The organism is Pseudomonas sp. GW821-FHT04D07 (genome assembly GCF_059420225.1).
Genome location: NZ_JBWKTH010000002.1, coordinates 168,923 through 193,740, shown reverse-complemented (window position 1 = coordinate 193,740; position 24,818 = coordinate 168,923). Strand labels below are relative to the sequence as shown.

Sequence of the window (24,818 nt, the reverse complement as noted above, 5' to 3'; positions counted from 1 at the left end):
GGGCTATTCCTTTGGGAGTGATGGCCGATAAGTGTAGGTGTGTGAGTCAAAGGGTCAACGAGCATGCCCCACCCTGATAGTCCGCCATAAGCTTTTGCTTGGGCAGGGCGGTGCGGGTCGCTATGCTAGGCCGCAAACCGGATAAGGAGCGAATTGTGAAAGCGTTGATCATGTTGATGTTGGCCTTGTCCCTGCCGCTGGCGGCAGTGGCGGCGGAAGAAGCCAAGGAAGGGGAAGCGGCGGGGCCGAAAGTCAGCTATATCAGCCTGACGCCGCCGTTTGTCGGTAACTATGGCCTCGATGGCAGTCCGAAACTCAAGGTCTACAAGGCCGACGTGGCCTTGCGCGTCACCGGTGAAGAGGCGGCCAAGGCGGTCAAGGCCAATGAACCGCTGATCCGTAACCAGTTGGTGGCGCTGTTCGCCCAGCAGACCGTGGAGTCGATGAGCAACGTCGAGGCCAAGGAAAAAATGCGTCAGGAAGCGCTGAAGCAGGTTCAGCAGGTGATGAACGATGAAACCGGCAAACCAGTGATCGAGGACCTGCTGTTCAATAACCTGATCGTTCAATAACGCTCAAGAGGCATACCGGGGCCCGCTCGCCACAAGACCGTGCTCGGCTTTAGCTGAGCGGCAACTCAGGACGCCAGGCTCTTACGGAAGCGCGCCAGCGCTATCGCGAAGAACAGCAGGCCGATGGCGGCCAGCGCCAGCACATCCGGCCAGACCACGCTGATTCCCGCATCGCGGAACAGAATGGCCGCGCTCAGGCTGACGAAGTGTGTCGACGGCGAGCCCTGCATCACCCATTGCAGCCAGGTCGGCATGCTGTCCAGCGGCGTGCTGCCGCCGGACAGCAGGAGCATGGGGATAATCACCGGGATCGCCAGCAGGCCGAACTGCGGGGTCGAGCGCGCGAGGGTCGCAAGGAAGATGCCGAGTGCCGTGCTGGCGAACAGATACAGTGCCGTCACGCCCAGGAACAACCCCAGCGAGCCGGCCAACGGCACACCCAGCGCGCCCTTGACGATCACCTCCAGCGACACCCAGGTGCAGATCACCACCACCAGCAGGTTGCTCCAGATTTTCGCCAGCATGATTTCCAGGGCTGTGAGCGGCAGCACCAGCAGGTGGTCCAGAGTGCCGTGCTCGCGCTCGCGCAGCAGCGCGGTGCCGGTGAGGATGATTGCCAGGATGGTGATGTTGTTGACGATCTGGATCACCGCCAGGAACCAGCCGCCCTCCAGGTTGGAGTTGAACAATGCCCGGCTGGTCAGTAGCACCGGTGTCTGGCTCGTGGCTTCGGCCTGGCCGCTGTAGTCGAGGAGTTCGCGCTGGAAGATCCGCCCGATATAGCCGGCGCCCATGAACGCCTGGCTCATGGCGGTGGCGTCGACGTTGACCTGCACGGTGGGTGAGCGTCCGGCCAGCAGGTCGCTCTGGAAGTTGGCCGGCACATTGATCACGAAGGTGTACTGGCCGTTGTCCAGGGCCGCGTCCAGGCGGTCGTAGGCCAGCGCCGCCGGGTGCTGGAATTCCGGCGGTTGCAGGGCATCGCCCAGTTTGCGCGACAGTGCACCGCGGTCCTCGTCCACCAGGGCGACGCTGGCGTTGTGCACGCCGATCACCGAACCGGCCGCGGGCATGTAGATCGCCACGCTGAAGGCATAGAACAGGAATAGCAGCAGGACGCTGTCATGGCGCAGGCTGGTCAGTTCCTTGAGGCCCAGGCGCAGGATATGGGCGAGCTTGTGCATCAGGCCTCCTGCTTCTTGAGCATGATCAGGCTCAGGCCGGTAAAGGCGACGAAGAATCCGAACAGCGCCAGGCACTGCGGCCATAGCTGGCGCAGATCCAGGGCCTTGGTGAAGGTGCCGACGGCGATGTCGAGGAAGTGCCCGGCGGGGAACAGCATGCCCATCAACGCGGCGCCGCCGTCCAACGACGAGCGCGGTACGATCAATCCGGAGAACTGGATGGTCGGCAGGCTGGTGATGATCATGGTGCCAAGGATCGCGGCGATCTGGGTGCGGGTGAACGCCGAGATCAGCAGGCCCATGCCGGTGGTCGCCAGCACATAGAGCACGCCGCCCAGGGCCAGGGTCAGGCCGCTGCCCTTGAACGGCACGCCGAACAGCCAGCGGTTCATCGCCACCAGCAGGCCCAGGTTGACCAGGCTGACCGCCAGGTAAGGCGCCTGCTTGCCCAGCAGGAATTCCAGGCGAGTCAACGGCGTGGCATAGAAGTTGGTAATCGAACCGAGTTCCTTCTCGCGGACAATGCCCAGGGCAGTGAGCATCGCCGGGATAAAGGCCAGGATCAACGCCATGACGCCGGGGCCGATGGCGTTTACGCTGACCACGTCCTGGTTGTAGCGAAAGCGCGTTTCCAGACGGGCGGCAGGGCGGGCGTCGTAGGCCGGGCTGCTTTGCGCCGCCAGTTGTTCGAGGTTGGCCTGGTGCACGGCTTCGACATAGTTGCGGCTGGTTTCGGCGCGGAACGGCATGCCGCCGTCCAGCCAGGCGGCCACCGTGGGCTGGCGCCCGGCATACAGGTCGCGGCCGAAGCCCGGAGGGATCTCCAGGGCCAGCTTGATCTCCGAGCGTTGCAGGCGCTGGTGCAGTTGCGCGGCATCGCGGATCGGCGGTTTCTCATCGAAGTAGCGCGAGCCGCGGAAGGCTTCCAGGTAGGCCCGGCTTTGTGGCGTCTGGTCCTGGTCATAGACGGCGAAGGCAAGGTTCTCCACGTCCAGGGAAATCCCGTAGCCGAAGATCACCATCATGAACAGCGAGCCCAGCAGGGCGAAGGCCAGCCGGACCTTGTCACGCAGCAGTTCCTTGCCTTCACGGCTGGCCACGGCCAGCAAGCGCGCGGGACTGAAGCCGGTCTTGTTCGGTGCCAGGCTGGACGCCGCTGGCACCGTGTCATCGCTGGTGGTCTGCGGTTCCGGCGAACCGCCCTGCGCCTGCTCCAGGCAGCGGACAAAGGCAGCCTCCAGCGTGTCGCCGTGGAACTGCCGTTGCAGGGCGTCCGGAGTGTCGCAGGCGAGCACCTGGCCGGCATGCATCAAGGAAATACGGTCGCAGCGCTGGGCTTCGTTCATGAAGTGGGTGGAGAGAAAAATCGTCACCCCCTGTTCCCGGGACAGTTCGATCAACAGGCGCCAGAAATCGTCCCGCGCCGCCGGATCGACCCCGGAAGTGGGTTCGTCGAGGATCAGCACTTCCGGGCGATGCAGCACTGTCACCGCCAGTGACAGGCGCTGACGCAGGCCCAGGGGGAGGGCCGCGGACGGTTGGTCGGCGATCTCGCCGAGGTTGAAGCGCTGGATCAGTGCCTCGATCCGTGTCGAGCTGTCGGCCTTGGGCAGGTCGAACAAGCGCGCGTGCAATTCAAGGTTCCGTCGCGTGCTGAGTTCGCCATACAGCGAGAAACTCTGGGACATGAAACCGACCCGCTTGCGGGTCGCCAGGTCCGCGGCGTCCACCGGTTTGCCGAGCAGCGTGGCGCGGCCTTCGCTGGCCGGCATCAGGCCGGTGAGGACCTTCATGGTGGTGGTCTTGCCGCAGCCGTTGGAACCGAGAAAGCCGAAGATCTCGCCGCGACCGATGGCGAAGCTGACCTTGTTTACCGCGGTGAAATCGCCGAAGCGCAGGGTCAGTTCGTGGGCTTCAATGGCGATTTCGGTCTGGCCGGCGTCCCGCGGCGGGATCACCAGGGGCTGGTTGTCGTGGCCGCTGTCGCCCTGGAAATGGGTGAAGGCGTCATCGAGCTTGCCGCTCGCGGTGCTGGCGGCCAGTTCCTGGCTCAGGCCCGCGGCGATCAGGCGGCCACGGTCGAGCATCAGGCAATGCTCGAACTGTTCGGCCTCCTCCATATAGGCGGTTGCCACCAGCAGCGTCAGTTGCGGGCGCTGGCGGCGGAACTCATCCACCAGTTCCCAGAAGCGCCGCCGGGACAGCGGGTCGACGCCGGTGGTGGGCTCGTCGAGGATCAGCAGGTCGGGGTCGTGGATCAGTGCGCAGCACAGGCCGAGCTTCTGCTTCATACCGCCGGAGAGTTTGCCGGCTGGCCGCTCGCTGAAGTGCTCCAGGTCGGTGGCGCGCAGCAGGTTGTGCATGCGCAGGTTGCACTCGGCTTTCCCCAGTCCGAACAGCGTGGCGAAGAAACGGATGTTCTCGCTGATCGACAAGTCGGGGTAAAGGTTGCCACCCAGGCCCTGGGGCATGAAGGCGATGCGCGGATACAGGCTGGCGCGGTGGCGGCGCTCGTCGATGGCGCCGCCGAGCACCTGCAACTGGCCTTGCTGGAGCTTCTTGACCCCGGCAATCAGCCCCAGCAGGCTGGATTTGCCCGCACCGTCCGGGCCGATCAGACCGCAACGGGTGCCGGCCGGCAGGCTGAAGGCGATGTCGACCAGGGCCTGTTGCTCGCCGTAGCGATGCTGGATACCACTGGCTTGCAGCGCCAGGCCGCTCATTTCAGGTTGACCGGCCAGTCCACGGGGCTCGTGCGCACGTAGCCGGCGCCGGGCATGCCGGGCTTGGCCTGGGGCGCGGCGGCGGGTTCGGTCAGGCGCAATTTGACCCGGAACACCAGTTTCTGCCGCTCGTCACGGGTTTCCACTTCCTTGGGGGTGAACTGCGACTTGGCGGCGACGAAGGCGACTTTCGCTGACAGGGGGTGTTCGGGCAGGGCGTCGAGCACGACCCGCGCTTCGTCGCCCTGGGTCAGGCGGCCGACCACGGAAGCAGGCAGGTAGAGGTTCATGTACTGGTCGCTGGGGTCGATCAGCAGCAACACCCGGCCACCGGCCCCGAGGACTTCCCCGGGTTCGGCCAGGCGCAGCTGGATAATCCCGTCGAGGGGCGCGCGCAGGCTGCTGTCGTCGATTTCGCTGGTCAACTGGGCGACCTGGGCCTGGGCCGCGCCGATGGCGGCGTTGGTGGCCGAGACCTGGGCCTTGGCGGCGGTCAGCGCGGCGTTGCTGGTGTCGTAGCGCGCCTGTTGCTGGTCGATCACCTGGCCGCTGGCGAAACCGCGCTGGGACAGTTCGCGAAAGCGCTTGAGCTCCTGGCCGGCCAGCAACAGTTCGCTCTGGCGCAGTTGCACGTTGGCCTGGTTCGCGGCGAAGTTCTCACGGGCCCGCAGCACTTCGGCTTCGGCCTGGTTGCGCTGGGCTTCGAGGGTGCGGGTGTCGAGGCGGGCGAGCAGTTGGCCCTGAGTGACCTTGTCGCCTTCGTCGACCAGCACCTCGGCCAGCCGACCCGGGGTCTTGCTGGCGATCTGTACTTCAGTGGCTTCGAGGCGACCGTTACCCACGCCGAGGCCTTCGGGCAGGCGGTCGTGAAGGGATTTCCAGTAGCCGAAGCCCCCGGCGGCGGCCAGCAGCACGAGCAGGGCGCCGGCGAAAAGGCGGGAACTACGTTGATTCATCGACATGGCGGCATCCTGCGTCAGTAGCGTCCAAGTTTGCGCGAATACGCGGCGAAACGCGTTGATATTGATCAAATGAGCGGCAAGCCCAACCTGAATCGGGCGCGGGGTGCATGGTTGGATACTGTGTTGTCAGTGCTGGCCTCTTCGCGGGCAAGCTCCGCTCCCACATTAGGTCAGTGTCGTGCACAAAATTCGTGATCGACACTGTACTGTGGTGTGGGAGCGGAGCTTGCCCGCGAAGAGGCCGTTGGATTCAGCGCAAAGCCAGAAGCGCTGCCCACTGCCCGGGTGTGACCGGCATCACCGACAATCGGCTACCTTTCTGCACCAGCGGCATCTCCGCCAGCTCGGCCTGCTGCTTCAGGTAACCAAGCCCGAGCACCTTGTCAAAGGTCTCCACATGGGCGACCTGCAAGGCGCTCCAGGGATTCTTCTCGGCACTGGCCTTGGGGTCGTGATACGGGCTTTCGGGGTCCAGCGCCGTCGGGTCCGGATACGCCACCGCGACGATCCGGCCAATCCCGGCAATCCCCGGCTCCGGGCAACTGGAGTGATAGAAGAAAAACTCATCGCCCGGCGCCATCGCCCGCAGGAAATTGCGTGCCTGGTAATTGCGCACGCCATCCCAACGTGCCTCGCCGAGCTTGGCCAAGCCTTCGATGGACAGCTCGTCGGGCTCGGATTTCATCAGCCAATAGGCCATGGTTTTGCTCCTTGGGCAATTTGTCGGGCAATTTCACACACTAACCGACAGTCGGTTGACGCCAATGTTTGCGTAGTGCTTCACGTTATCGCAAAATGCCGGGATTTTAAGCTTGACGCTGCTGCACGGCCTAATAACGAAAACCGTTGCTGTCATCGTGGACCATTTGCCTAGGGGGGCAATCGATGAAACGCAAACCGGATTTACTATGGATTTTGGTGATTTTGTTCGGTTTGGGCGTAGTCACTACCGGCTATGCCCAGGGCCTTTGGTCCGGCAAGAAAGACCTGCCGGTGGAAGTCGTCCAGCCGCAGCCGCAGCATTCGACCCTGTTCAAGCGCTGATCCCGGCGGCTCTTGCCGGATCGAGCCGATTGGTTATGGCGCGAAATACCAGGCGCGGTCGGTGACCGTGCCCTGTAACGGCACATCCCAGCTGGCCTGATTCAACTTCCCGACTTTCTGACATTCATGGGCCAGTCCCAGCAGCGTCGGCTTGCGCCAGCTTTGCCGGCGGGCCAGATACGCCAGGCTGCGATCATAGAAACCGCCGCCCATCCCCAGTCGCCCGCCTGCCACATCGAAACCCACCAGTGGCAGCAGCACCAGGTCCAGCGTCCAGACCTTGCGTTGCGCGGCCAGCTTGACCCGTGGCTCAAGAATCCGAAAGCGATTGGGCTGCAATTTTTCCCCTGGGCGAATGCGCTGGAACACCATCCGCGTGCGCGGCCAGGCGCTCAGCACCGGCAGATAAGTCTGCTTGCCGCGCCGTTGCGCTTCACGCAGCAGCAGGCGCGGATCGATTTCACCGTCGGTGGGCAGGTACAGGGAGATATGGCGGGCGCGGCGAAACAGCGGGTGTTGCGCCATTTGCCGATACAGGCCGCGGGCCGCCTGGCGTTGTTCGCTGGTGCTGAGCGCGCGGCGGGCCTGGCGCAGCAGGCGTCGAAGTTGCGGGCGGGAAGGCGGCGCAGGTTCGGTCGTCATGGTGTCTGGCTTGGGCAGTCGAGCGACCAGGACGGCAACTCGTTAACACCAATGCCGGCACTGATAGCCGGCAGTGGATTGAAATCAGGCTCCCCGACGTACCGCTGTCGGCTTAGCCCTTGAACCCGAGAGTTCAAGGTGGAAGTTGCAGGAGGCCTTAAGGCTTTCCGTCTAGCGGACATGCGCACCGGCCCCAACGTGCAACTCCCGTGGTTTTGCGAATCGGCTCAGGGACATCACCAACTGGCAAGCACTCCAGGGAGTGGCATCAGTATACCCGAAACTGGCTGTAGGAATCAGCCTTTGCTGTTGTCCGGATCAGTGGACAGCGCCAAATCGACACGGTCGAGCAAATCCCGCACCTGTTCGCGAGTCGAGCCACTGGCCTGTACATCAGGGCGTTCCTGGCGGTGCAGCAGGTCGTGGGTAATGTTCAGCGCGGCCATCACGGCGATGCGGTCGGCACCGACGACTTTGCCGCTGCTGCGGATCTCGCGCATCTTGCCGTCCAGGTAGCGAGCGGCACTGACCAGGTTGCTGCGTTCTTCCTGTGGGCAGATGATCGAATATTCTTTATCGAGGATCTGCACGGTCACGTTATTGCTTGAACTCATGAGTCTTGCTCCAGGGCTTTGAGGCGCGAAATCATGGATTCGACCTTACGCCGGGCGATTTCGTTTTTTTCAATGAGGGTTGCGCGCTCCTCGCGCCAGGTCTTTTCCTGAGCTAGTAAGAGTCCGTTTTGGCTTTTTAGTTGCTCGACCCGGGTAATCAGCAGTTCGAGTCTGGCCATCAGCGCGTGCAGGTCGGTGTCTTCCATCGGGTATCCACTGAATATGACTGATGAACGGTAGTAAACACCGCGCGGAGCAAACGTTTGGACGGCCGATGGTCTGGCTCGTGCGCGAATGCTAGGATACAAGGCCTTCATTCTAGACATTGCGCCGCTTGGCGCCTAGCCGCCCATGCCTATTCAGAATTCCCCGTATAACGCCTTTGCCACCCTGCTGAGCACCAGCGGTCACCCGGTCTCACCGGCCGAACTGCACGGTCTGTTGCTCGGCCGCAGCTGCGCCGGTGCCGGCTTTGCCGCCGACAGCTGGCTGGTGGACGCCGCCGAACTGCTCGAAGGCGAACCGCAAGACAACGTGCGCAACGCCCTGATCGGCCTGCAAGAGATGGTCAAGGGTGAGCTTACCAGCGACGACATGACCGTTGTCCTGCTGCTGCCCAGCGACGACGCACCCCTGACCGAGCGCGCTATCGCCCTGGGCCAGTGGTGCCAGGGTTTCCTCGCCGGCTTCGGCCTGACCTACCGCGCCAACGCCTTGAGCGTCGAGGCCACCGAGGTGCTCCAGGACCTGGCGGCCATCGCCCAGGTGCAGGACGCCCTGGAAGAATCCGACGACGGCGAAAGCGATTACATGGAAGTCATGGAATACCTGCGGGTCGCGCCGCTGCTGTTGTTCACCGAAGTCAACAAACCGGCTGAACCGGCTGCCAAGCCTTCTCTGCACTAAGACGCCTTCAGACAGGGAGCTCCATCTGCTCATGATTCATATCCCGAAAGCGGAATACGCGCGGCGCCGCAAGGCCCTGATGGCGCAGATGGAACCCAACAGCATCGCGATCCTGCCGGCCGCCGCCGTGGCGATCCGCAATCGCGATGTCGAGCATGTCTATCGCCAGGACAGCGATTTCCAGTACCTGAGCGGTTTTCCCGAGCCCCAGGCGGTGATCGTGCTGATTCCCGGCCGACTCCATGGCGAATACCTGCTGTTCTGCCGCGAGCGCAATGTCGAGCGCGAGCTCTGGGACGGCCTGCGGGCCGGCCAGGAGGGCGCGATCCGCGACTTCGGCGCCGACGATGCCTTTCCGATCAACGATATCGACGACATTCTCCCGGGCCTGATCGAAGGGCGCGACCGGGTCTATTCGGCCATGGGCAGCAACCCGGAGTTCGACCGGCACCTGATGGAGTGGATCAACGTGATCCGTTCCAAGGCCCACCTCGGCGCGCAACCGCCGAACGAATTCGTTGCCCTGGATCATCTGCTGCACGACATGCGCCTGTATAAATCGGCGGCGGAAGTGAAGGTGATGCGCGAAGCCGCGGCGATTTCCTGCCGGGCCCATGTGCGGGCGATGCAGGCCAGCCGCGCCGGCCTGCATGAATTCAGCCTGGAAGCCGAGCTGGACTACGAGTTCCGCAAGGGCGGGGCGAAGATGCCGGCCTACGGCTCCATCGTCGCGACCGGGCGCAACAGCTGCATCCTGCATTACCAGCAGAATGACGCGCTGCTCAGGGACGGCGACCTGGTACTGATCGACGCCGGTTGCGAGATCGACTGCTATGCCAGCGATATCACTCGCACCTGGCCGGTCAGCGGGCGGTTTTCGCCGGAGCAGAAGGCGATCTACGAACTGGTGCTGGCGGCCCAGGAGGCGGCCTTTGCCGAGATCGCGCCGAACAAGCATTGGAACCAGGCCCACGAGGCCACGGTGCAGGTGATTACCGCTGGACTGGTGGCGCTGGGGCTGTTGCAGGGCAATGTCGACGAGCTGATCGCCGCCGAAGCCTACAAGGCCTTCTACATGCACCGTGCCGGCCATTGGCTGGGGATGGATGTGCATGATGTCGGCGACTACAAGGTCGGTGATCAATGGCGCGTGCTGGAGGTCGGCATGGCGCTGACCGTGGAGCCGGGGATCTATATCGCCCCGGACAACCCGAACGTGGCGAAGAAATGGCGAGGCATTGGTGTGCGCATTGAGGACGATGTAGTGGTGACCCGGCAAGGCTGTGAAATTCTGACCGGCGGGGCGCCCAAGACCGTCGCCGAGATCGAGGCATTGATGGCCGCTGCCCGGGCCGAAGCGGCATGAGCCGGGTCAATCTGGCGATCATCGGTGGTGGCCTGGTCGGTGCCAGCCTGGCGCTGGCCTTGCAGGCTGGGGCCAAGGCCCGGGGCTGGAAGATTGTCCTGATCGAGCCGTTCGCCCCCGGCGACAGCTACCAGCCCAGCTACGACGCACGTTCTTCGGCATTGTCCTTTGGCGCCCGGCAGATCTATCAGCGCCTGGGCGTGTGGCAGTCGATCAGCCAGCGGGCCGAGCCGATCAAGCAGATCCATGTGTCTGACCGTGGGCGTTTCTCCACGGCGCGCTTGTCCGCCATGGAAGAGGGCGTGCCGGCCCTCGGCTATGTGGTGGAGAACGCCTGGCTGGGGCAATGCCTGTGGCAGGCGCTGGACCAGGAGGTGATCAGCTGGCGCTGCCCGGCCGAAGTCACCCACCTGCAACCGCTGGAAGACGGCTATCGGCTGACCCTGGGCGATGAAACCCAGCTGGACTGCGACCTGGCGATACTGGCCGACGGCGGTCGCTCCGGGTTGCGCGAGCAGTTGGGGATCGGGGTGCGCAAACGGCCTTACCACCAGAGTGCCCTGATCGCCAATATCACCACCAGTGAAGTCCACAACGGCATGGCTTTCGAGCGGTTTACCGACGAAGGGCCGATGGCCCTGCTGCCGTTGCCGGAGAATCGCTGCGCGCTGGTCTGGACCCGGCAGGGGATGGATGCCCAGCGTCTGGCCGGACTGGACGAGCGCAGTTTCCTCGCGGAATTGCAGGGTGTGTTCGGTTATCGCCTGGGCACCTTGCGCCAGGTCGGTGCGCGGCATCTGTACCCGTTGAGCCTGGTGGAAGCCGAAGAACAGGTGCGGGCGCACCTGGTGGTGCTGGGCAACGCGGCCCACAGCCTGCATCCGATTGCCGGCCAGGGCTTCAACCTGTCCCTGCGCGATGCCCAGGCCCTGGCCGAGGCCTTGCTGGCAAGCACGGTGCCACTGGGCGACCTGGCCACCTTGCAGGCCTATCAGACGCGTCAGCGCCTCGACCAACAGCTCACGGTAGGCTTCTCCGACCAGGTCACCCGCCTGTTCGGCAACGCCCAGCCGCTGGTGGCCCTGGGGCGTAATATCGGCCTGCTGGGCCTCGACCTGCTACCGCCGGCCAAACGCTGGTTCGCCCGGCAGGCCATGGGCCTGGGTACCCGCTCCGATGTCTAGGACCTGCATCGACACCCCAAACCCTGTGGGAGCCGGCAAGCCGGCTCCCACAGGGGGCATGCTCACTCTTCACTACAGGCTTAAAGCATGGAAATGCGCGCAGATGTGCTGATTGTCGGGGCCGGAATGGTCGGAAGCGCCCTCGCCCTGGCGTTGAAAGACAGCGGGCTGGAGATTCTCCTGCTCGACGGCAGCCCCCTGAGCGTCAAGCCGTTCGACCCGCAGGCGGCCTTCGAACCGCGGGTCAGCGCCTTGTCCGCCGCCAGCCAGCGGATTCTCGAACGCCTTGGCGTCTGGGACGGGATCAGCGCCCGACGGGCCAGTCCGTACCGCGACATGCAGGTCTGGGACGGCAGCGGCACCGGGCAGATTCACTTCTCGGCGGCCAGCGTGCATGCCGAGGTGCTGGGGCATATCGTCGAGAACCGGGTGGTCCAGGATGCCTTGCTCGACCGCCTGCATGACTGCGACATGGGCCTGCTGGCCAATGCGCGCCTGGAGCAGATGCGCCGCTCCGGCGACGACTGGCTGCTGACCCTGGCCGATGGCCGCAAGCTGCGCGCGCCCCTGGTGATCGCGGCGGATGGCGCCAATTCGGCGGTCCGTCGTTTGGCCGGCTGCGCCACCCGCGAATGGGACTATCTGCACCACGCCATCGTCACCAGCGTGCGCAGCTCGCGACCGCACCAGATGACCGCCTGGCAGCGCTTTACCGATGACGGCCCGCTGGCTTTCCTGCCGCTGGAGCGGGATGGGCAGCAGGACTGGTGCTCGATCGTCTGGTCGACCACGCCGGAGCAGGCGCAGCGCCTGATGCTGCTGGAAGAGGCAGATTTCTGCCGGGAGCTGGAGCGGGCTTTCGAAGGCCGGCTGGGCTCCGTGCTTTCGGCGGATGCGCGGCTCTGCGTGCCGCTGCGTCAGCGCCATGCCAAACGTTATGTGGCCGAAGGGCTGGCGCTGATCGGCGATGCGGCGCACACCATTCACCCATTGGCCGGCCAGGGCGTGAACCTGGGCTTCCTCGATGCGGCGGTGCTGGCGCAAGTGCTGTTGCATGCGTGCGAGCGCGGCGAGCGGCTGGCGGATGTGCGAGTGCTCAGCCGTTTCGAACGGCGACGCATGCCGCACAACCTGGCGCTGATGGCGGCGATGGAAGGCTTCGAGCGGTTGTTCCAGGCTGACTCGCTGGCGCTGCGCTGGCTGCGTAACACCGGCTTGAAGAGCGTCGAGCAGATGCCCGAGGCCAAGGCGCTGTTTGTGCGCCAGGCGCTGGGACTGACGGGCGATCTGCCGGAGTTGGCCAGGGCCTGATGGTTTTAGCGGGGCTTTTCGCGTTCTCACGGCCCTCATCGCGAGCAAGCTCGGCTCCTGCAGAGTGCGCGCGGACCACTATTTTGTGACCGGCCCCGGCCCTGTAGGAGCCGAGCTTGCTCGCGATGAACGATTACGCGGTCTCATGGGCAGGCCCCCGTGCAACATCTGGTAACTCCTCCGTCTACGGTTAGGTTTGAGAAGCGAAATGTGAGTCACTATCATTTCGCGCTCATTTCGAAATCGAGAGACCGCTCCCATGTCGGCACCCAAGCGTCTACTGACGGCCCTGGCCCTTTCCCTCATGGCCAGCACTGCCCACGCCGCCGACGAAGTGGTGGTCTACTCCTCGCGTATCGATGAACTGATCAAGCCGGTCTTCGACGCCTACACCGCGAAGACCGGGGTCAAGATCAAGTTCATCACCGACAAGGAAGCGCCGCTGATGCAGCGGATCAAGGCCGAAGGCGAGAACGCCAGTGCCGACCTGCTGCTCACAGTCGACGCCGGCAACCTCTGGCAGGCGGAGAAGATGGGTATCCTGCAGCCCTTCACGTCCAAGCTGATCGACGCCAATATTCCGCCGCAATACCGTTCGTCCGCCCATGAGTGGACTGGCCTGAGCCTGCGCGCGCGAACCCTGGCGTACTCCACTGAACGGGTCAAACCCGCCGACCTGAGCAGCTACGAAGCCCTCGCCGACAAGCGGTGGGAAGGCCGCCTGTGCCTGCGCACGGCGAAGAAGGTCTACAACCAGTCGCTGACCGCCAGCCTCATCGAAGTCCATGGCGCCGAGAAGACCGAGCAGATCCTCAAGGGCTGGGTCGGCAACCTGTCCACCGATGTGTTCTCCGACGATATCGCCGTGCTGCAGGCGATCAATGCCGGGCAGTGCGACGTCGGGATCGTCAACACCTACTACTACGGTCGCCTGCACAAGCAGAACCCGGACCTGGCGGTCAAACTGTTCTGGCCGAACCAGGGCGATCGCGGCGTGCATGTGAACCTCTCGGGCATCGGCCTGACCAGGCATGCGCCCCATCCCGAAGCGGCCAAGGCCCTGGTGGAATGGATGACCACCCCCGAGGCGCAGCGCATCTTCGCCGACGTGAATCAGGAGTTCCCGGCCAACCCGGCGGTGCCGCCTTCGGCGGAAGTGGCGAGCTGGGGCAAGTTCGCGCCCGATACCTTGCCGGTGGAGATCGCTGGCAAGCGCCAGGCCGAAGCCATCCGCCTGATGGATCGCGCTGGCTGGAACTGACCTGGTAGTAAGCCCCACACAAGCACCACTCCCCCAAGGAGCATCTTCGCCCGCCCCCTGGCGTACCCTTTACCGAGAATCCCCTTGGCCCATTCCGCTCAACGCCGCTGGTACCTTCCGGTATTCGCTGTCGCCGCCCTGGTACTGCTGCCGCTGAGCGTGCTGCTGTTGTCCTGGCAGTCGATCGACCTGCAGATCTGGTCCCACCTCTGGGACACCCAGCTGCCACGCCTGCTGGGTAACACCCTGAGCCTGGTGCTGGGCGTCGGCCTCGGCGTCACCCTGCTGGGGGTGAGCCTGGCCTGGCTCACCAGCCTTTGCGAGTTCCCCGGTCGACGCTGGCTGGACTGGGCGCTGATGCTGCCGTTCGCCATCCCGGCCTATGTGCTGGCGTTTGTCTTTGTCGGCCTGCTGGATTTCGCCGGTCCGCTGCAGAGCCTGTTGCGCGAATGGTTCGGCAGTGGCCTGCGCCTGCCCCGGATCCGTTCCACCGGTGGGGTGATCCTGGTTCTGGTGCTGGTTTTCTACCCCTACGTCTACCTGCTCGCGCGCAGCGCCTTCATGGCCCAGGGCAAGGGCCTGATGGAAGCCGCCCGGGTGCTCGGGCAATCGCCCTGGCAGGCATTCTGGCGGGTGGCCCTGCCCATGGCCCGTCCGGCCATAGGCGCCGGCGTGGCCCTGGCGCTGATGGAGACCCTGGCGGATTTCGGTGCCGTCGCGGTGTTCAACTTCGACACCTTCACCACCGCCATCTACAAAACCTGGTACGGTTTCTTCAGTCTCTCCAGCGCCGCGCAGCTGGCCAGCCTGCTGCTGTTGGCGGTGATGCTGGTGCTCTACGGCGAACGCCGCGCCCGTGGCGCCGTGCGCACCGGCAATGAGCGCACGCGGGCCCAGCCGCTCTATCATCTGCGCGGTGCCAAGGCCCTGGCGGCCAGCGCCTGGTGCCTGCTGGTATTCGCCTGCGCCTTCGTCATCCCGCTGCTGCAACTGCTGGTCTGGTTCTGGCAACGCGGCCGCTTCGATCTCGACGAGCGCTACACCGGATTGATCCTGCACACCCTGTACCTGGGCGTCATGGCGGCGTTGATTACCGTCAGCGTGGCCCTGTTGCTGGCCTTTGCCCGCCGACAGGCGCCGACCCGAGTCATCCGTTCCGGGGTCAGCCTGGCCAATCTTGGCTATGCGCTGCCGGGTTCGGTGCTGGCGGTGTCGATCATGCTCGCGTTCAGCTATCTGGACCGGGTACTGGTGATCCCGCTGTCGAGCTGGCTGGGCGGGACCGGTAAGCCGTTGCTGCTGGGCAGCCTGTCGGCCTTGCTGCTGGCCTATCTGGTGCGGTTTATCGCAGTGGCCTATGGGCCGCTGGAAAACAGCCTGGCGCGTATCCGGCCATCCTTGCCCGAGGCGGCGCGTAGCCTTGGTGTCAGTGGGCCACTATTGTTTTGCCAAGTGTATCTGCCGTTATTGCTGCCCGGTGCCTTGAGCGCGGCGTTGTTGGTGTTCGTCGATGTACTCAAGGAAATGCCCGCCACCTTGCTGATGCGCCCGTTTGGCTGGGACACGCTGGCGGTGCGGATCTTCGAAATGACCAGTGAAGGGGAGTGGGCGCGGGCGTCGCTGCCGGCCTTGACGCTGGTGCTGGTCGGCCTGTTGCCGGTGATCGGCTTGATTCGCCGTTCGGCGCATCGAATCGGCTAGGTGTCATGGCTCCCCCTTGCGGCTACAATGCGCGGCATTCGGTGCGGTCCGTCTGACAGACCGGGTACGAAACAGGACTCAAGGCCCCATCCATAAAGGGCTCAAGTCGGTTTCCTGCCTGTCCGCGCCTTCGCCACGCCCGGAAGGAGAAACCCATGGGACAGCGTACGCCTCTCTATGACCTGCACCTCGCCCTCGGCGCGAAGATGGTCGATTTTGGCGGTTGGGATATGCCACTGCATTACGGCTCGCAGGTCGAGGAACACCATCAGGTACGACGTGACTGCGGTGTGTTCGATGTCTCGCACATGACCGTGATCGATATCAGCGGCAGCCAGGCCAAGGCTTGGCTGCGCCACCTGCTGGCCAACGATGTCGAGCGCCTGGACAGTGCCGGTCGCGCCTTGTACAGCGCGATGCTCAACGAACACGGCGGAGTGGTCGACGACATGATCGTCTATCGCACCGAGGTCGGTTACCGCCTGGTGGTCAATGCCGCCACCCGTGATCAGGACATGGCCTGGATGCAGGCCCGGCTCGCCGGCTACGACGTGCAACTGCACGAACGCCCGGAGCTGGCGATGCTGGCGATCCAGGGGCCGCAGGCTCGGCACAAGATCGCCGAACTGGTGACCCAGTCCCGTGGCCAACTGATCCAGCAACTCAAACCCTTCGAAGGCCGCAGCGACGGTGACTGGTTTATCGCCCGCACCGGCTACACCGGGGAAGACGGTCTGGAGATTGTCCTGCCGGCCGACCAGGCCCCGGGCTTCTTCAACGATCTGGTGGGCGCGGGTATTTCGCCCATCGGTCTTGGCGCCCGGGATACCCTGCGCCTGGAAGCCGGTATGAACCTTTACGGCCAGGATATCCACCAGAACGTTTCGCCGCTGGCGGCCAATATGGCCTGGACCATTGCCTGGGAACCGGCCAATCGCGACTTTATCGGACGTAGTGCCCTGGAAGCGGAAAAAGCCGCCGGAGCGCAGCTCAAACTGGTCGGATTGGTGCTGGAGGAGCGCGGTGTTCTGCGGGCTCACCAAGTGGTTCGGATCGCCGAGGTTGGCGAAGGAGAGATCACCAGTGGTAGTTTCTCTCCTACGCTAAGCAAGTCGATTGCGCTGGCGCGCGTGCCCGCCGCCACGGCGGATCGCGCTGAAGTTGAAATTCGTGGCAAATGGTACCCGGTTCGCGTGGTAAAGCCGACGTTCGTGCGCCATGGCAAAACCTTGATCTGACTTTTCCGGCGGGCCCTCAATCGCTCCGCCACTGATACTTAAATTTGAGGACACTGAATATGAGCGATATCCCTGCTGATCTGCGTTTTGCCGAAAGCCACGAGTGGGCCCGCCTGGAAGCTGACGGTACTGTCACCGTCGGCATCAGCGACCATGCTCAGGAAGCCTTGGGTGATGTGGTATTCGTCGAACTGGCTGAAGTCGGCAAGGTGTTTGCCGCTGGCGAGGCCGCCGGTGTGGTCGAGTCGGTGAAGGCCGCTTCGGATATCTATTCGCCGGTGTCGGGCGAGGTGATCGCGGTCAACGAAGGGCTGTCCAGCGAGCCTGAGTTGTTGAACTCCGATCCGCACGGCGCATGGATCTTCAAGCTCAAGCCGAGCAATGTGGCGGAGCTGGAGACGTTGCTGGATGCGGCGGGTTACAAGGCGGCAATCGGCGAGTAATTCGCCGGCTTGGTTTTTGTGGGAGCGGAGCTTGCCCGCGAAGAACGATAACGCGGTGTATCTGAAAAACCGCAGTGTTCCCTTCGCGGCGGTGCGGCGTTCCGACAAGCTCTGCTCCCACAGGTCCTGCGTCGTTCAGAACTTTTGTACACGACTCGGACACTGTGGAAGCGGGTTGGATTAGCGCTGCAAGACTGCCTTGACCGCTGCCACCGAACGCTCGACATCGGCCTTGGTCATGGCGTTGAACATCGGCAACGACACGATCAGGCGCCCGACGCGCTCGGCGATCGGGAACATGCCTTCCTTGAAGCCGCGTTCGCGGTACAGGCTCAGCAGGTGGATCGCCGGGTAGTGATAGCCGATGCCGATGCCGCGCTGCTTCATCTCTTCCATAAAGGTCGCCCGGGCCGGTTGGCCGTCCTGACGCTCCGGCAGTACCAGCTGGAACATGTGCCAGTTGCTGTTGGTGAAATCCTTCACCGGTAGCTGCGCACCGTATTTCTCTTCGAAATCACTGCCGAAACATTCGAAATAGTATTCGGCCAGCCCGCGACGGTGCGGGGTGATCTTATCGATATGGGCAAACTGGCCCAGGCCGATGGCTGCGGCAACGTCGGTCATGTTGAACTTGCCGCCCAGCACGTCCACGTCCAGGCCGTCATGGCCGGTGCGGGTCACGCCTTGCAGGCGATATTTCTCGGCCAGACGGGCTTCTTCGGCGTTGTTCAATACCAGGCAGCCGCCTTCGGACGAGGTGATGTTCTTGTTCGCCTGGAAGCTGAACGACACCAGGTCGCCGAGGGCGCCGATTTTCTGGCCGTTCCATTCCGAACCCAGGGCCTGGGCCGCGTCTTCGACGATGCGCAGGTTGTGTTTCTTGGCGATGGCGTACAGGCGATCCATGTCCACCGGCAGGCCGGACAGGTAGACCGGGATGATGGCCTTGGTGCGTGGGGTGATGGCGGCCTCGACCTTGTCCAGGTCGATATTGCGGGTCACCGGGTCGATATCGGCGAACACTGGGGTCGCACCGACTTCGATGATCACGTTGGCGGTGGCGACCCAGGAGATTGGCGTGGTGATCACTTCGTCGCCAGCGCCGATACCGGCGATACGCAGGGCGATTTCCATGGTGCAAGTGCCGGAGTTGAAGGTGCGCACCGGACGTCCGCCGAAGTATTCCGACAGTTGCGCTTCAAAGGCCGCAACCTTCGGACCGCTGGTGATCCAGCCAGAACGCAGGACATCGCCTACGGCGGCAATGGTCGCTTCGTCGATGGTCGGTTTGGAAAAAGGCAGGAAAGGAAGTTCGCTCATGAGGTCGTGACGTCCGATGTGAAGGCCGGCAGTGCTCTGCCGGCGGCAATGAAGAGTAGGCAGCAAGGCTGCAATGGTGCCGATGATACTGTTTTAAGGTGAAAATTCGGTGCTTTTTTTGCTGTCCGGACGCTGAACGAGCACGTCGGGCCGGTGCCTGGGCGTCGATCGATGGTTTCTGCCGGGCAATGCAAAACGCCGCGGTTAAGCGGCGTTTTGACTGGGGGGTGAAGCCTTTGGATCAGTCTTCGGCGACAGTGTTCTTCGCCAGGATGGCGTTGGCCAATTCCATGTCGGTGGCCTTCAGGCTCGGGTTGTCGGTCCGCAGTTTCTGCATGGCGGCCTCCAGGTAAGGGCCGCGGATGCCGCCATCGCTGGCGACGAAGCTGCCGGCATCGTCCTGGGCCGCGGCCACCAGCTTGTGGTCCTTCCTGAAGGTCAGGTAGGTGGAACCGGTGGTGGCGCCAGAGGAAATGACGTTGCGCCAGAACTCGTCGGCCATCGCCGCACCAACGGGGAGGGTAAACAAGGCTAAGGCGACAACTGCTGTTTTGATACGCATGGGTAACTCCGGTGATGGGATATCTGAAAGGTTTGATTCAGTTTGTTACACCGGAGTTCCGTTGATCCTATTCAATCCGCTCCACGTGCAGGGTACTGCCGTCCTGGCCGATTACCCGGACCTGGGTGCCGACCTCTGCATCCGGCCCGGTGGCCATCCAGACGCTGTCGCCGACCTTGATCTTGCCGCGTCCGGCGATAATCGCGACATGCACCACGAAGGTCCGGCCGAGCAGATCATGACCGCGCTCATTGAGCCCCGGCTGGTCGCTGGGCCGGGCGTTGCTGCGTTGGCGCTTCCACCAGAGGTACGCCGTGAGAATCGACAGCACGCCGAACAGCACGAACTGCAAGGTCCAGTGCAGGCCGGGAATCAGGTAGGTCAGGACGCCCACGGCGGCGGCGGCGGTCCCGACCCAGAGCAGGTAACCGCCGGCACCAAATATTTCGAAAATCAACAGCAGCGTGCCGAGGGCCAACCAATCCCAGAACGACAGGTATTGCAGGAATTCCCACATGGCGCTGCCTCAGGGTTTCTTGCTGTCGAACGTGGCCTTGACGATTTCGCCGATGCCACCCACCGCACCGATCACCTGGCTGGCTTCCAGCGGCATCAGGATCACCTTGCTGTTGTTGGCCGAGGCCAGCTTGCCCAGAGCGTCGATGTATTTCTGCGCAACGAAGTAGTTCACCGCTTGCACGTTACCTTTGGCGATGGCCTCGGAAACCACCTGGGTGGCCCGGGCTTCGGCTTCGGCCTGGCGCTCACGGGCCTCGGATTGCAGGAAGGCCGACTGCCGAGCGCCCTCGGCCTCGAGGATCTGCGCCTGCTTCTTGCCTTCGGCAGTGAGGATCGCCGAGGCGCGCAGGCCTTCGGCTTCGAGGATTTGCGCGCGCTTGACCCGTTCGGCCTTCATTTGCCCGGACATCGCCGCCATCAGATCGGCGGGCGGGCTGATGTCCTTGATCTCGATGCGGGTCACTTTGATGCCCCACGGCGCGGTGGCTTCGTCGACGGTGCGCAGCAGGCGCTCGTTGATGGCATCGCGCTGGCCGAGCATGGCGTCCAGTTCCATGGAGCCAAGCACGGTGCGGATATTGGTCTGCAACAGGTTGCGGATGGCATGTTCGAGGTTGTTCACCTCATAGGCGGCCTGGGCGGCGTTGACCACCTGGAAGAAGCACACGGCGTCGATCTGGACCGTGGCGTTGTCGGCGGTGATGACTTCCTGGGGCGGGATGTCGAGCACGCTTTCCATCACGTTGATCTTGCGCCCGATGCGGTCCATGACCGGGATGATGATGTTCAGGCCCGGCTTGAGGGTGTTGGTGTAGCGCCCGAAGCGCTCCACCGTCCATTGATAACCCTGGGGCACGACCTTGAAACCCATGAATACGAGGGCAATGGCCAGGCCGACGAAGAGCAGGAGTACGCTACCGATTTGCATGACGATTCCCTGTTGCAAGTGTTGATCGAGAAGGCGGTTACCTTGAGTGTAACGGGGCTGGCGCGGATAAAAAGTGTTTACTCGGCGCCGGACGCATGGCGTGACACTTTCATCAGTGCTGCTCACTTTGCGGCGTCACCCGCAACACTTCTTCGACTGTGGTCAGCCCCGCCGCGACCTTCTGCGCGCCGGACAGGCGCAGGCTGCGCATGCCGTCCTTGAACGCCTGGCGGCGCAAGCTCAGGAGGTCGGTGTCGGCATGGATATGCGCCTTCAGGCCGTCGTTCAAGACCAGGATCTCGTAGACCCCGGCGCGCCCGCGATAGCCGGTGTCGCGGCACTCCAGGCAACCGACGGCACGCTGGGCGCCGCTCGGCATCGGCGCCTGCCAGGGCCGGGTCAGGCTTTGCCAGTCCTCTTCCTCCAGCTGGATCGGTGCCTTGCAGTGCGGGCACAGGGTGCGCACCAGGCGCTGGGCCATGACCCCGAGCAGCGTGGCCTTGATCAGGTAATGCGGCACGCCCAGTTCCAGCAGGCGACTGATGGCGCTCGGCGCGTCGTTGGTGTGCAGGGTCGACAGCACCAGGTGGCCGGTGAGCGCGGCCTGGATCGCCATTTCGGCGGTTTCCAGGTCGCGGATTTCGCCGATCATGATGATGTCCGGGTCCTGGCGCATCAGCGCGCGCACGCCGCTGGCGAAGGTCAGGTCGATGTTGTGCTGGACCTGCATCTGGTTGAAGGCCGGCTCGATCATCTCGATCGGGTCCTCGATGGTGCAGAGGTTGACCTCCGAGGTCGCCAGCTTCTTCAAGGTGGTGTACAGCGTGGTGGTCTTGCCCGAGCCGGTGGGGCCGGTGACCAGGATGATGCCGTTGGACTGAGTGGTCATGTCCTGCCAACGGCGAAGGTCGTCGGCCCCGAAACCCAACTGGTCGAAATTCTTCAGCAGCACTTCCGGGTCGAAGATCCGCATCACCAGCTTTTCACCGAACGCGGTGGGCAGGGTCGACAGCCGCAACTCGATTTCGCCGCCGTCCGGGGTCTTGGTCTTGACCCGGCCGTCCTGAGGTTTGCGCTTTTCCGCGACGTTCATCCGGCCCAGGCTTTTCAGGCGGCTGACAATCGCCATGGTCACCTGGGGCGGGAACTGGTAGACGTTATGCAGCACGCCGTCGATGCGAAAGCGCACGGTGCCCTGTTCGCGGCGCGGCTCGATATGGATATCGCTGGCCCGCTGCTGGAAGGCGTACTGGAACAGCCAGTCGACGATATTGACGATATGGGCGTCGTTGGCGTCCGGCTCCTGGTCACTGGCGCCGAGGTTGAGCAACTGCTCGAAGTTGCCCGGGTTATGGTTTTTCTGGTCGACCAGGCTGGCCCCGCTGACCGACTTGGCCAGGCGGAAAAACTCCACCGTGAAACGCTGGATATCCACCGGGTTGGCCACCACCCGGCGAATTGGCAGTTTCAGCACATGGCTGAGGTCGGCCTCCCAGGCCCGCACATGGGGCTGGGCGCTGGCGATGGTCACGCTGTCGCGGTCGATCGCCACCGCGAGGATCTTGTGCCGTTGGGCAAAGGCGTAGGACATCAGCGCGGTCACCGCGGCCACGTTGATCTTCAGCGGATCGATGCGCAGGTACGGCTGGCCAGCGTGGCGGGCCAGCCAGAGGGTCAGGCTTTCCAGGTCCAGGGTTTTACCGGGACGGCTCAGGTCATCCAACTGCTGGCTGGCGATGAGCTCCAGCGGATGCTGTTGGGGGGCGCGTGAGTTACGCCGAGTGGCCAGGGCCTGTTCGGCCGCATCCTGGCTGATAAAACCCTGGGCGACCAATTCGCGCAACAGCTCATTGAGATCCAGCCAGCGGTCCTGGTGGAGGGGGGCGACGGACATGCGGGCTCCTATGCGGTCGATCCTGCAAGCGGCGATCCAGACGTAGTCCCTGTCTGATCGTCAATTACCAAGAATAGACGCGAGGCTGCCTGACGTTGGCGTCGATACCAAGACAAAGATTGCGATTCTTTTCAAAAAACCTTCAGCCCGCCGTCTGTATGCCATGCAGTTGTGCGCCTTGGCTCGGTTGCAGGGCCACCGAGCAGACGCAGATCAGATTGCGCATTTTTTCAGCGATGACCTGGGCGCGGTGCCAGCTCAGGCCGTCCAGCTCGATATCGATCGCCAGCAGACCGTCGTCCTGTTGCACTTGCACCTGGTGCGGGGTCAGGAACTGTAGGGCAAACAGGTTCAGCAGACGACACAAGAGGTCCGGTTGCGCTTCGGCGAGCACCTGGTAGCGCACCCGGCAGTGGGGGTTGCCGCTGGCCCAGACATCGGCGCGGGCGGGAGCGTCATGGACGGCTTCGGGAGAGGGCATGGCGGAGGGTCCTGGGTCGGCGGCTGGATAGTCGTGGGGAATTTTTACACGCTGGGCCGGGTATTTCTTATCTATGATGGGCGGATAAGCACTGAGCAAGACATGATCTATTCGTAAATTTACGATCAAGGGGTTTTTTTATGCAGGGCGAGCTGGACACCTATGACCGCCGGATCCTGGCGTTGCTGCAAGAGGACGCTTCGCTTTCCAGCGCGCAGATTGCCGAGCAGGTGGGCCTGTCCCAGTCGCCCTGCTGGCGGCGGATTCAGCGGCTCAAGGAAGACGGGGTGATCCGGGCCCAGGTGACCTTGCTGGATCGCAAGAAGATCGGCCTCAACACGCAGATCTTCGCCGAGGTCAAACTCAACGCCCATGGTCGCTCCAACTTCACCGAGTTCACCGAGGCGATTCGCGGTTTCCCCGAGGTGCTGGAATGTTATGTGCTGATGGGCGCGGTGGATTTCCTGCTGCGGATCGTCACGGCGGACATCGAGGCCTATGAGCGGTTTTTCTTCGAGAAACTGTCGCTGGTGCCGGGAATCCAGGAGGTCAACTCCATCGTCGCCCTGTCCGAGATCAAGTCCACCACCAGTTTGCCGGTGTTGCGCCCGGCCTAGGTACTCATTGGGCGAAGGCGTCCTTGACCGATACCAGGACCGGTTTGCCGTCCTGGGACAGGAGCAGCACTGTATAGCGCTCTCCCGGCTCCAGCAGGCCCAGGTCCAAGGGTGCGGTGACCAAGGTCCCGTCGCAGAAACCTTGCACGGACAGCTTGACCGGGTTGACGTCGCGCCGCTCCAGCAGACCAGGGTTCAGGTCATGGAAAATCGGCGGCGCCTGCCGACCTGCACGGCGCAAACCGCCGCCGGTACAGCCCGGATCGGCGTTGATCAGTGCCAGCGAGGCCTGCAGGCGATTGAAATCCTTTGGTTGTTCGCGCACGGTCAGCAGTTCGAAGCCCTTGTCAGCGGGAGCCACCACGAACGTTACGAACTCGTCGGGCGCCAGGTTCAAGGTCACTGGCACGCTGACCCCGGCACTGCTCAAGGTGCCGCTGACGGGACGGTCGGCGGGCACCGTGGAGAACCCCGAGATGACCGATGGGGCCAGCGTCGAAGGTGTCTGTTCACCCTCCGGGAGCACGTCGAGGGGCCTGTCCAGCGCGTTGACGAAGCGAATGAAAGCCGAGTCCCGGCTCGGCCCGGTGGGATAGAGCGCGGTATCGGCGTGGGCGGCGGCGAGGCTCAGCAGCATCGCCAGGCTCAACAGCAGTTTGCCTGCCCGGTTCACTTTCTGACGGCCTTGAGCGCCGGCGCCTGCAACAGCGCCTTGACGATGTCGTCGCTCCAGGTCCGATAGCCGGTGCGGGTCAGGTGCTGGCCGTCAATGGTTGGCCACTGACCTTTGGTGGAAAACTGCAACGAGTCGATATAGCTGCACGGCGCGACGTTTTTCGCCAGGAAGTCCGACAGGGTCTTTACCCGCTCGTAGGTCTTGCCGTACATGCCGCCCTCGCTGCCCCAATTCGGTCCGACCCAGACGCAGGGCGTGTGATGGGCGGCGATGGCCTTGACCAGGCTGTCGGTCTGTTTCCAGATCCAGGCCTTGGGGAAGCTCGGTTTGTCGTAGCTGGCCATGGTGTCGCCCATGACGATGACGGTCAGGTTGGGTTTGTCACTGTCCAGCAGTTCGCCGATCGGTCGGGTCGATGCGCCGGTGAGCACCGTGGCCTCGCCGCTGCCGCGCCGCTCGGCGCCGCCGCAGGGACTGGGCGTGGCCTTGAGCCAATCGCCGGCATTGGCCCCGCAGATCCCCAGGGAGTGGACCTGGGCGCCTTGCCGGCCGAGGGCGTCATGCAGCGGGTTGAGGAGGAAATCCGGGGTGGCCAGGTGGCTGTCGCCGATGATCAGGATTGCCAGGCCCGCCAGTACGGATGAGGTTGCCACGGTGCACGCTCCCAGGG

General features: G+C 63.6%; 26 protein-coding genes and 1 other RNA gene. 11 read left to right on the top strand and 16 right to left on the bottom strand.

Annotation, left to right across the window (positions count from 1 at the left end; all coding sequences use genetic code 11):
* Positions 1–155: 155 nt before the first annotated feature.
* The gene (locus AC07T0_RS04445) at positions 156–572 is read left to right on the top strand and encodes a flagellar basal body-associated protein FliL (RefSeq protein ID WP_495000036.1); all 417 of its coding nucleotides are present in this window, start codon (positions 156–158) and stop codon (positions 570–572) included.
* A gap of 65 nt (positions 573–637) precedes the next feature.
* Here the strand turns inward: AC07T0_RS04445 and AC07T0_RS04440 are convergent, their stop codons facing one another.
* The 4 genes from AC07T0_RS04440 to AC07T0_RS04425 form a co-directional block, all read right to left on the bottom strand.
* Positions 638–1,756 (bottom strand): ABC transporter permease, encoded by a 1,119-nt coding sequence (locus tag AC07T0_RS04440; protein WP_495000035.1) that lies wholly within the window; start codon positions 1,754–1,756, stop codon positions 638–640.
* Positions 1,756–4,479, bottom strand: a complete 2,724-nt coding sequence (rbbA, locus tag AC07T0_RS04435; RefSeq protein WP_495000034.1) for a ribosome-associated ATPase/putative transporter RbbA — start codon at positions 4,477–4,479, stop codon at positions 1,756–1,758. The genes AC07T0_RS04440 and rbbA overlap by 1 nt, the downstream gene beginning before the upstream one ends.
* Entirely contained in the window at positions 4,476–5,441 is a 966-nt protein-coding gene (locus AC07T0_RS04430; protein ID WP_495000033.1) for an HlyD family secretion protein, read from the bottom strand. Before AC07T0_RS04430 ends, rbbA begins: the two co-directional genes overlap by 4 nt.
* A gap of 250 nt (positions 5,442–5,691) precedes the next feature.
* Entirely contained in the window at positions 5,692–6,141 is a 450-nt protein-coding gene (locus AC07T0_RS04425) for an EVE domain-containing protein (RefSeq protein ID WP_495000032.1), read from the bottom strand.
* A 185-nt stretch (positions 6,142–6,326) separates the two neighbouring features.
* Here AC07T0_RS04425 and AC07T0_RS04420 point away from each other — a divergent pair, with 185 nt between their 5' ends.
* On the top strand, positions 6,327–6,485 hold the full coding sequence (locus tag AC07T0_RS04420) for a hypothetical protein (protein WP_495000031.1): 159 nt from the start codon (positions 6,327–6,329) through the stop codon (positions 6,483–6,485).
* A 33-nt stretch (positions 6,486–6,518) separates the two neighbouring features.
* On the opposite strand, the gene AC07T0_RS04415 is transcribed toward AC07T0_RS04420, so the two are convergent.
* The 4 genes from AC07T0_RS04415 to AC07T0_RS04400 all read right to left on the bottom strand — a co-directional run bounded on the left by AC07T0_RS04415 (position 6,519) and on the right by AC07T0_RS04400 (position 7,947).
* Positions 6,519–7,127, bottom strand: coding sequence for a 5-formyltetrahydrofolate cyclo-ligase (locus AC07T0_RS04415; protein ID WP_495000030.1), 609 nt, complete (start codon positions 7,125–7,127; stop codon positions 6,519–6,521).
* A gap of 86 nt (positions 7,128–7,213) precedes the next feature.
* Positions 7,214–7,392: non-coding RNA, 6S RNA (ssrS, locus tag AC07T0_RS04410), on the bottom strand.
* A 31-nt stretch (positions 7,393–7,423) separates the two neighbouring features.
* Positions 7,424–7,741, bottom strand: coding sequence for a cell division protein ZapA (locus AC07T0_RS04405; RefSeq protein WP_495000029.1), 318 nt, complete (start codon positions 7,739–7,741; stop codon positions 7,424–7,426).
* Positions 7,738–7,947 carry a TIGR02449 family protein gene (locus tag AC07T0_RS04400; RefSeq protein WP_100942079.1) on the bottom strand — a complete coding sequence of 70 codons (210 nt, stop codon included), beginning with the start codon at positions 7,945–7,947 and terminating at the stop codon, positions 7,738–7,740. Before AC07T0_RS04400 ends, AC07T0_RS04405 begins: the two co-directional genes overlap by 4 nt.
* Before the next feature lie 145 nt (positions 7,948–8,092).
* Here AC07T0_RS04400 and AC07T0_RS04395 point away from each other — a divergent pair, with 145 nt between their 5' ends.
* The 8 genes from AC07T0_RS04395 (at position 8,093) to gcvH (ending at position 17,151) form a co-directional block, all read left to right on the top strand.
* Positions 8,093–8,647, top strand: coding sequence for a YecA/YgfB family protein (locus AC07T0_RS04395; RefSeq protein WP_495000028.1), 555 nt, complete (start codon positions 8,093–8,095; stop codon positions 8,645–8,647).
* 31 nt (positions 8,648–8,678) lie between these two features.
* The gene (gene pepP / locus AC07T0_RS04390) at positions 8,679–10,013 is read left to right on the top strand and encodes a Xaa-Pro aminopeptidase (RefSeq protein ID WP_495000027.1); all 1,335 of its coding nucleotides are present in this window, start codon (positions 8,679–8,681) and stop codon (positions 10,011–10,013) included.
* Positions 10,010–11,197, top strand: a complete 1,188-nt coding sequence (gene ubiH / locus AC07T0_RS04385) for a 2-octaprenyl-6-methoxyphenyl hydroxylase (RefSeq protein WP_495000026.1) — start codon at positions 10,010–10,012, stop codon at positions 11,195–11,197. Before pepP ends, ubiH begins: the two co-directional genes overlap by 4 nt.
* 93 nt (positions 11,198–11,290) lie before the next feature.
* Positions 11,291–12,508 carry a 2-octaprenyl-3-methyl-6-methoxy-1,4-benzoquinol hydroxylase gene (locus AC07T0_RS04380; protein WP_495000291.1) on the top strand — a complete coding sequence of 406 codons (1,218 nt, stop codon included), beginning with the start codon at positions 11,291–11,293 and terminating at the stop codon, positions 12,506–12,508.
* Between the two features lie 259 nt (positions 12,509–12,767).
* Entirely contained in the window at positions 12,768–13,769 is a 1,002-nt protein-coding gene (locus tag AC07T0_RS04375) for an extracellular solute-binding protein (protein WP_495000025.1), read from the top strand.
* A gap of 84 nt (positions 13,770–13,853) precedes the next feature.
* A complete protein-coding gene (locus AC07T0_RS04370) occupies positions 13,854–15,470 on the top strand; it encodes an ABC transporter permease (protein ID WP_495000024.1) in 1,617 nt (538 codons plus the stop codon).
* Positions 15,471–15,625: 155 nt separating this feature from the next.
* Positions 15,626–16,708 carry a glycine cleavage system aminomethyltransferase GcvT gene (gcvT, locus tag AC07T0_RS04365; protein ID WP_495000023.1) on the top strand — a complete coding sequence of 361 codons (1,083 nt, stop codon included), beginning with the start codon at positions 15,626–15,628 and terminating at the stop codon, positions 16,706–16,708.
* Positions 16,709–16,767: 59 nt separating this feature from the next.
* Positions 16,768–17,151 (top strand): glycine cleavage system protein GcvH, encoded by a 384-nt coding sequence (gene gcvH, locus AC07T0_RS04360; protein ID WP_495000022.1) that lies wholly within the window; start codon positions 16,768–16,770, stop codon positions 17,149–17,151.
* A 180-nt stretch (positions 17,152–17,331) separates the two neighbouring features.
* On the opposite strand, the gene AC07T0_RS04355 is transcribed toward gcvH, so the two are convergent.
* From AC07T0_RS04355 to AC07T0_RS04330, 6 genes are all read right to left on the bottom strand, one after another.
* Positions 17,332–18,471 carry a DegT/DnrJ/EryC1/StrS family aminotransferase gene (locus AC07T0_RS04355; RefSeq protein WP_495000021.1) on the bottom strand — a complete coding sequence of 380 codons (1,140 nt, stop codon included), beginning with the start codon at positions 18,469–18,471 and terminating at the stop codon, positions 17,332–17,334.
* A 241-nt stretch (positions 18,472–18,712) separates the two neighbouring features.
* Positions 18,713–19,033, bottom strand: a complete 321-nt coding sequence (locus tag AC07T0_RS04350; RefSeq protein ID WP_495000020.1) for a DUF2388 domain-containing protein — start codon at positions 19,031–19,033, stop codon at positions 18,713–18,715.
* Positions 19,034–19,100: 67 nt separating this feature from the next.
* Complete coding sequence (locus tag AC07T0_RS04345; RefSeq protein ID WP_495000019.1) at positions 19,101–19,550, bottom strand: NfeD family protein; 450 nt, start codon at positions 19,548–19,550, stop codon at positions 19,101–19,103.
* 9 nt (positions 19,551–19,559) lie between these two features.
* The gene (locus AC07T0_RS04340; RefSeq protein WP_103496108.1) at positions 19,560–20,480 is read right to left on the bottom strand and encodes an SPFH domain-containing protein; all 921 of its coding nucleotides are present in this window, start codon (positions 20,478–20,480) and stop codon (positions 19,560–19,562) included.
* A 112-nt stretch (positions 20,481–20,592) separates the two neighbouring features.
* On the bottom strand, positions 20,593–22,374 hold the full coding sequence (gene tfpB / locus AC07T0_RS04335; RefSeq protein ID WP_495000018.1) for a type IV pilus assembly ATPase TfpB: 1,782 nt from the start codon (positions 22,372–22,374) through the stop codon (positions 20,593–20,595).
* Between the two features lie 142 nt (positions 22,375–22,516).
* The gene (locus AC07T0_RS04330) at positions 22,517–22,855 is read right to left on the bottom strand and encodes an ACT-like domain-containing protein (RefSeq protein ID WP_495000017.1); all 339 of its coding nucleotides are present in this window, start codon (positions 22,853–22,855) and stop codon (positions 22,517–22,519) included.
* A 140-nt stretch (positions 22,856–22,995) separates the two neighbouring features.
* Here AC07T0_RS04330 and AC07T0_RS04325 point away from each other — a divergent pair, with 140 nt between their 5' ends.
* Positions 22,996–23,472 (top strand): Lrp/AsnC family transcriptional regulator, encoded by a 477-nt coding sequence (locus AC07T0_RS04325; protein ID WP_495000016.1) that lies wholly within the window; start codon positions 22,996–22,998, stop codon positions 23,470–23,472.
* A gap of 4 nt (positions 23,473–23,476) precedes the next feature.
* Here the strand turns inward: AC07T0_RS04325 and AC07T0_RS04320 are convergent, their stop codons facing one another.
* Together AC07T0_RS04320 and AC07T0_RS04315 are read right to left on the bottom strand one after the other, a co-directional pair.
* Positions 23,477–24,145: an alginate O-acetyltransferase AlgF gene (locus AC07T0_RS04320; protein WP_495000015.1), complete on the bottom strand. Its 669-nt coding sequence runs from the start codon at positions 24,143–24,145 to the stop codon at positions 23,477–23,479.
* Positions 24,142–24,801 carry an SGNH/GDSL hydrolase family protein gene (locus tag AC07T0_RS04315; protein WP_495000014.1) on the bottom strand — a complete coding sequence of 220 codons (660 nt, stop codon included), beginning with the start codon at positions 24,799–24,801 and terminating at the stop codon, positions 24,142–24,144. The genes AC07T0_RS04320 and AC07T0_RS04315 overlap by 4 nt, the downstream gene beginning before the upstream one ends.
* Positions 24,802–24,818: the final 17 nt, after the last annotated feature.

Excerpts from the sequence above, each read along its gene's own strand:
- AC07T0_RS04440 (WP_495000035.1), bottom strand. The coding sequence starts at position 1,756 with ATGCACAAGCTCGCCCATATCCTGCGCCTGGGCCTCAAGGAACTGACC.
- rbbA (WP_495000034.1), bottom strand. The coding sequence starts at position 4,479 with ATGAGCGGCCTGGCGCTGCAAGCCAGTGGTATCCAGCATCGCTACGGC.
- AC07T0_RS04430 (WP_495000033.1), bottom strand. The coding sequence starts at position 5,441 with ATGTCGATGAATCAACGTAGTTCCCGCCTTTTCGCCGGCGCCCTGCTC.
- AC07T0_RS04425 (WP_495000032.1), bottom strand. The coding sequence starts at position 6,141 with ATGGCCTATTGGCTGATGAAATCCGAGCCCGACGAGCTGTCCATCGAA.
- AC07T0_RS04420 (WP_495000031.1), top strand. The coding sequence starts at position 6,327 with ATGAAACGCAAACCGGATTTACTATGGATTTTGGTGATTTTGTTCGGT.
- AC07T0_RS04415 (WP_495000030.1), bottom strand. The coding sequence starts at position 7,127 with ATGACGACCGAACCTGCGCCGCCTTCCCGCCCGCAACTTCGACGCCTG.
- AC07T0_RS04405 (WP_495000029.1), bottom strand. The coding sequence starts at position 7,741 with ATGAGTTCAAGCAATAACGTGACCGTGCAGATCCTCGATAAAGAATAT.
- AC07T0_RS04400 (WP_100942079.1), bottom strand. The coding sequence starts at position 7,947 with ATGGAAGACACCGACCTGCACGCGCTGATGGCCAGACTCGAACTGCTG.
- AC07T0_RS04395 (WP_495000028.1), top strand. The coding sequence starts at position 8,093 with ATGCCTATTCAGAATTCCCCGTATAACGCCTTTGCCACCCTGCTGAGC.
- pepP (WP_495000027.1), top strand. The coding sequence starts at position 8,679 with ATGATTCATATCCCGAAAGCGGAATACGCGCGGCGCCGCAAGGCCCTG.
- ubiH (WP_495000026.1), top strand. The coding sequence starts at position 10,010 with ATGAGCCGGGTCAATCTGGCGATCATCGGTGGTGGCCTGGTCGGTGCC.
- AC07T0_RS04380 (WP_495000291.1), top strand. The coding sequence starts at position 11,291 with ATGCGCGCAGATGTGCTGATTGTCGGGGCCGGAATGGTCGGAAGCGCC.
- AC07T0_RS04375 (WP_495000025.1), top strand. The coding sequence starts at position 12,768 with ATGTCGGCACCCAAGCGTCTACTGACGGCCCTGGCCCTTTCCCTCATG.
- gcvT (WP_495000023.1), top strand. The coding sequence starts at position 15,626 with ATGGGACAGCGTACGCCTCTCTATGACCTGCACCTCGCCCTCGGCGCG.
- gcvH (WP_495000022.1), top strand. The coding sequence starts at position 16,768 with ATGAGCGATATCCCTGCTGATCTGCGTTTTGCCGAAAGCCACGAGTGG.
- AC07T0_RS04355 (WP_495000021.1), bottom strand. The coding sequence starts at position 18,471 with ATGAGCGAACTTCCTTTCCTGCCTTTTTCCAAACCGACCATCGACGAA.
- AC07T0_RS04350 (WP_495000020.1), bottom strand. The coding sequence starts at position 19,033 with ATGCGTATCAAAACAGCAGTTGTCGCCTTAGCCTTGTTTACCCTCCCC.
- AC07T0_RS04345 (WP_495000019.1), bottom strand. The coding sequence starts at position 19,550 with ATGTGGGAATTCCTGCAATACCTGTCGTTCTGGGATTGGTTGGCCCTC.
- AC07T0_RS04340 (WP_103496108.1), bottom strand. The coding sequence starts at position 20,480 with ATGCAAATCGGTAGCGTACTCCTGCTCTTCGTCGGCCTGGCCATTGCC.
- tfpB (WP_495000018.1), bottom strand. The coding sequence starts at position 22,374 with ATGTCCGTCGCCCCCCTCCACCAGGACCGCTGGCTGGATCTCAATGAG.
- AC07T0_RS04330 (WP_495000017.1), bottom strand. The coding sequence starts at position 22,855 with ATGCCCTCTCCCGAAGCCGTCCATGACGCTCCCGCCCGCGCCGATGTC.
- AC07T0_RS04325 (WP_495000016.1), top strand. The coding sequence starts at position 22,996 with ATGCAGGGCGAGCTGGACACCTATGACCGCCGGATCCTGGCGTTGCTG.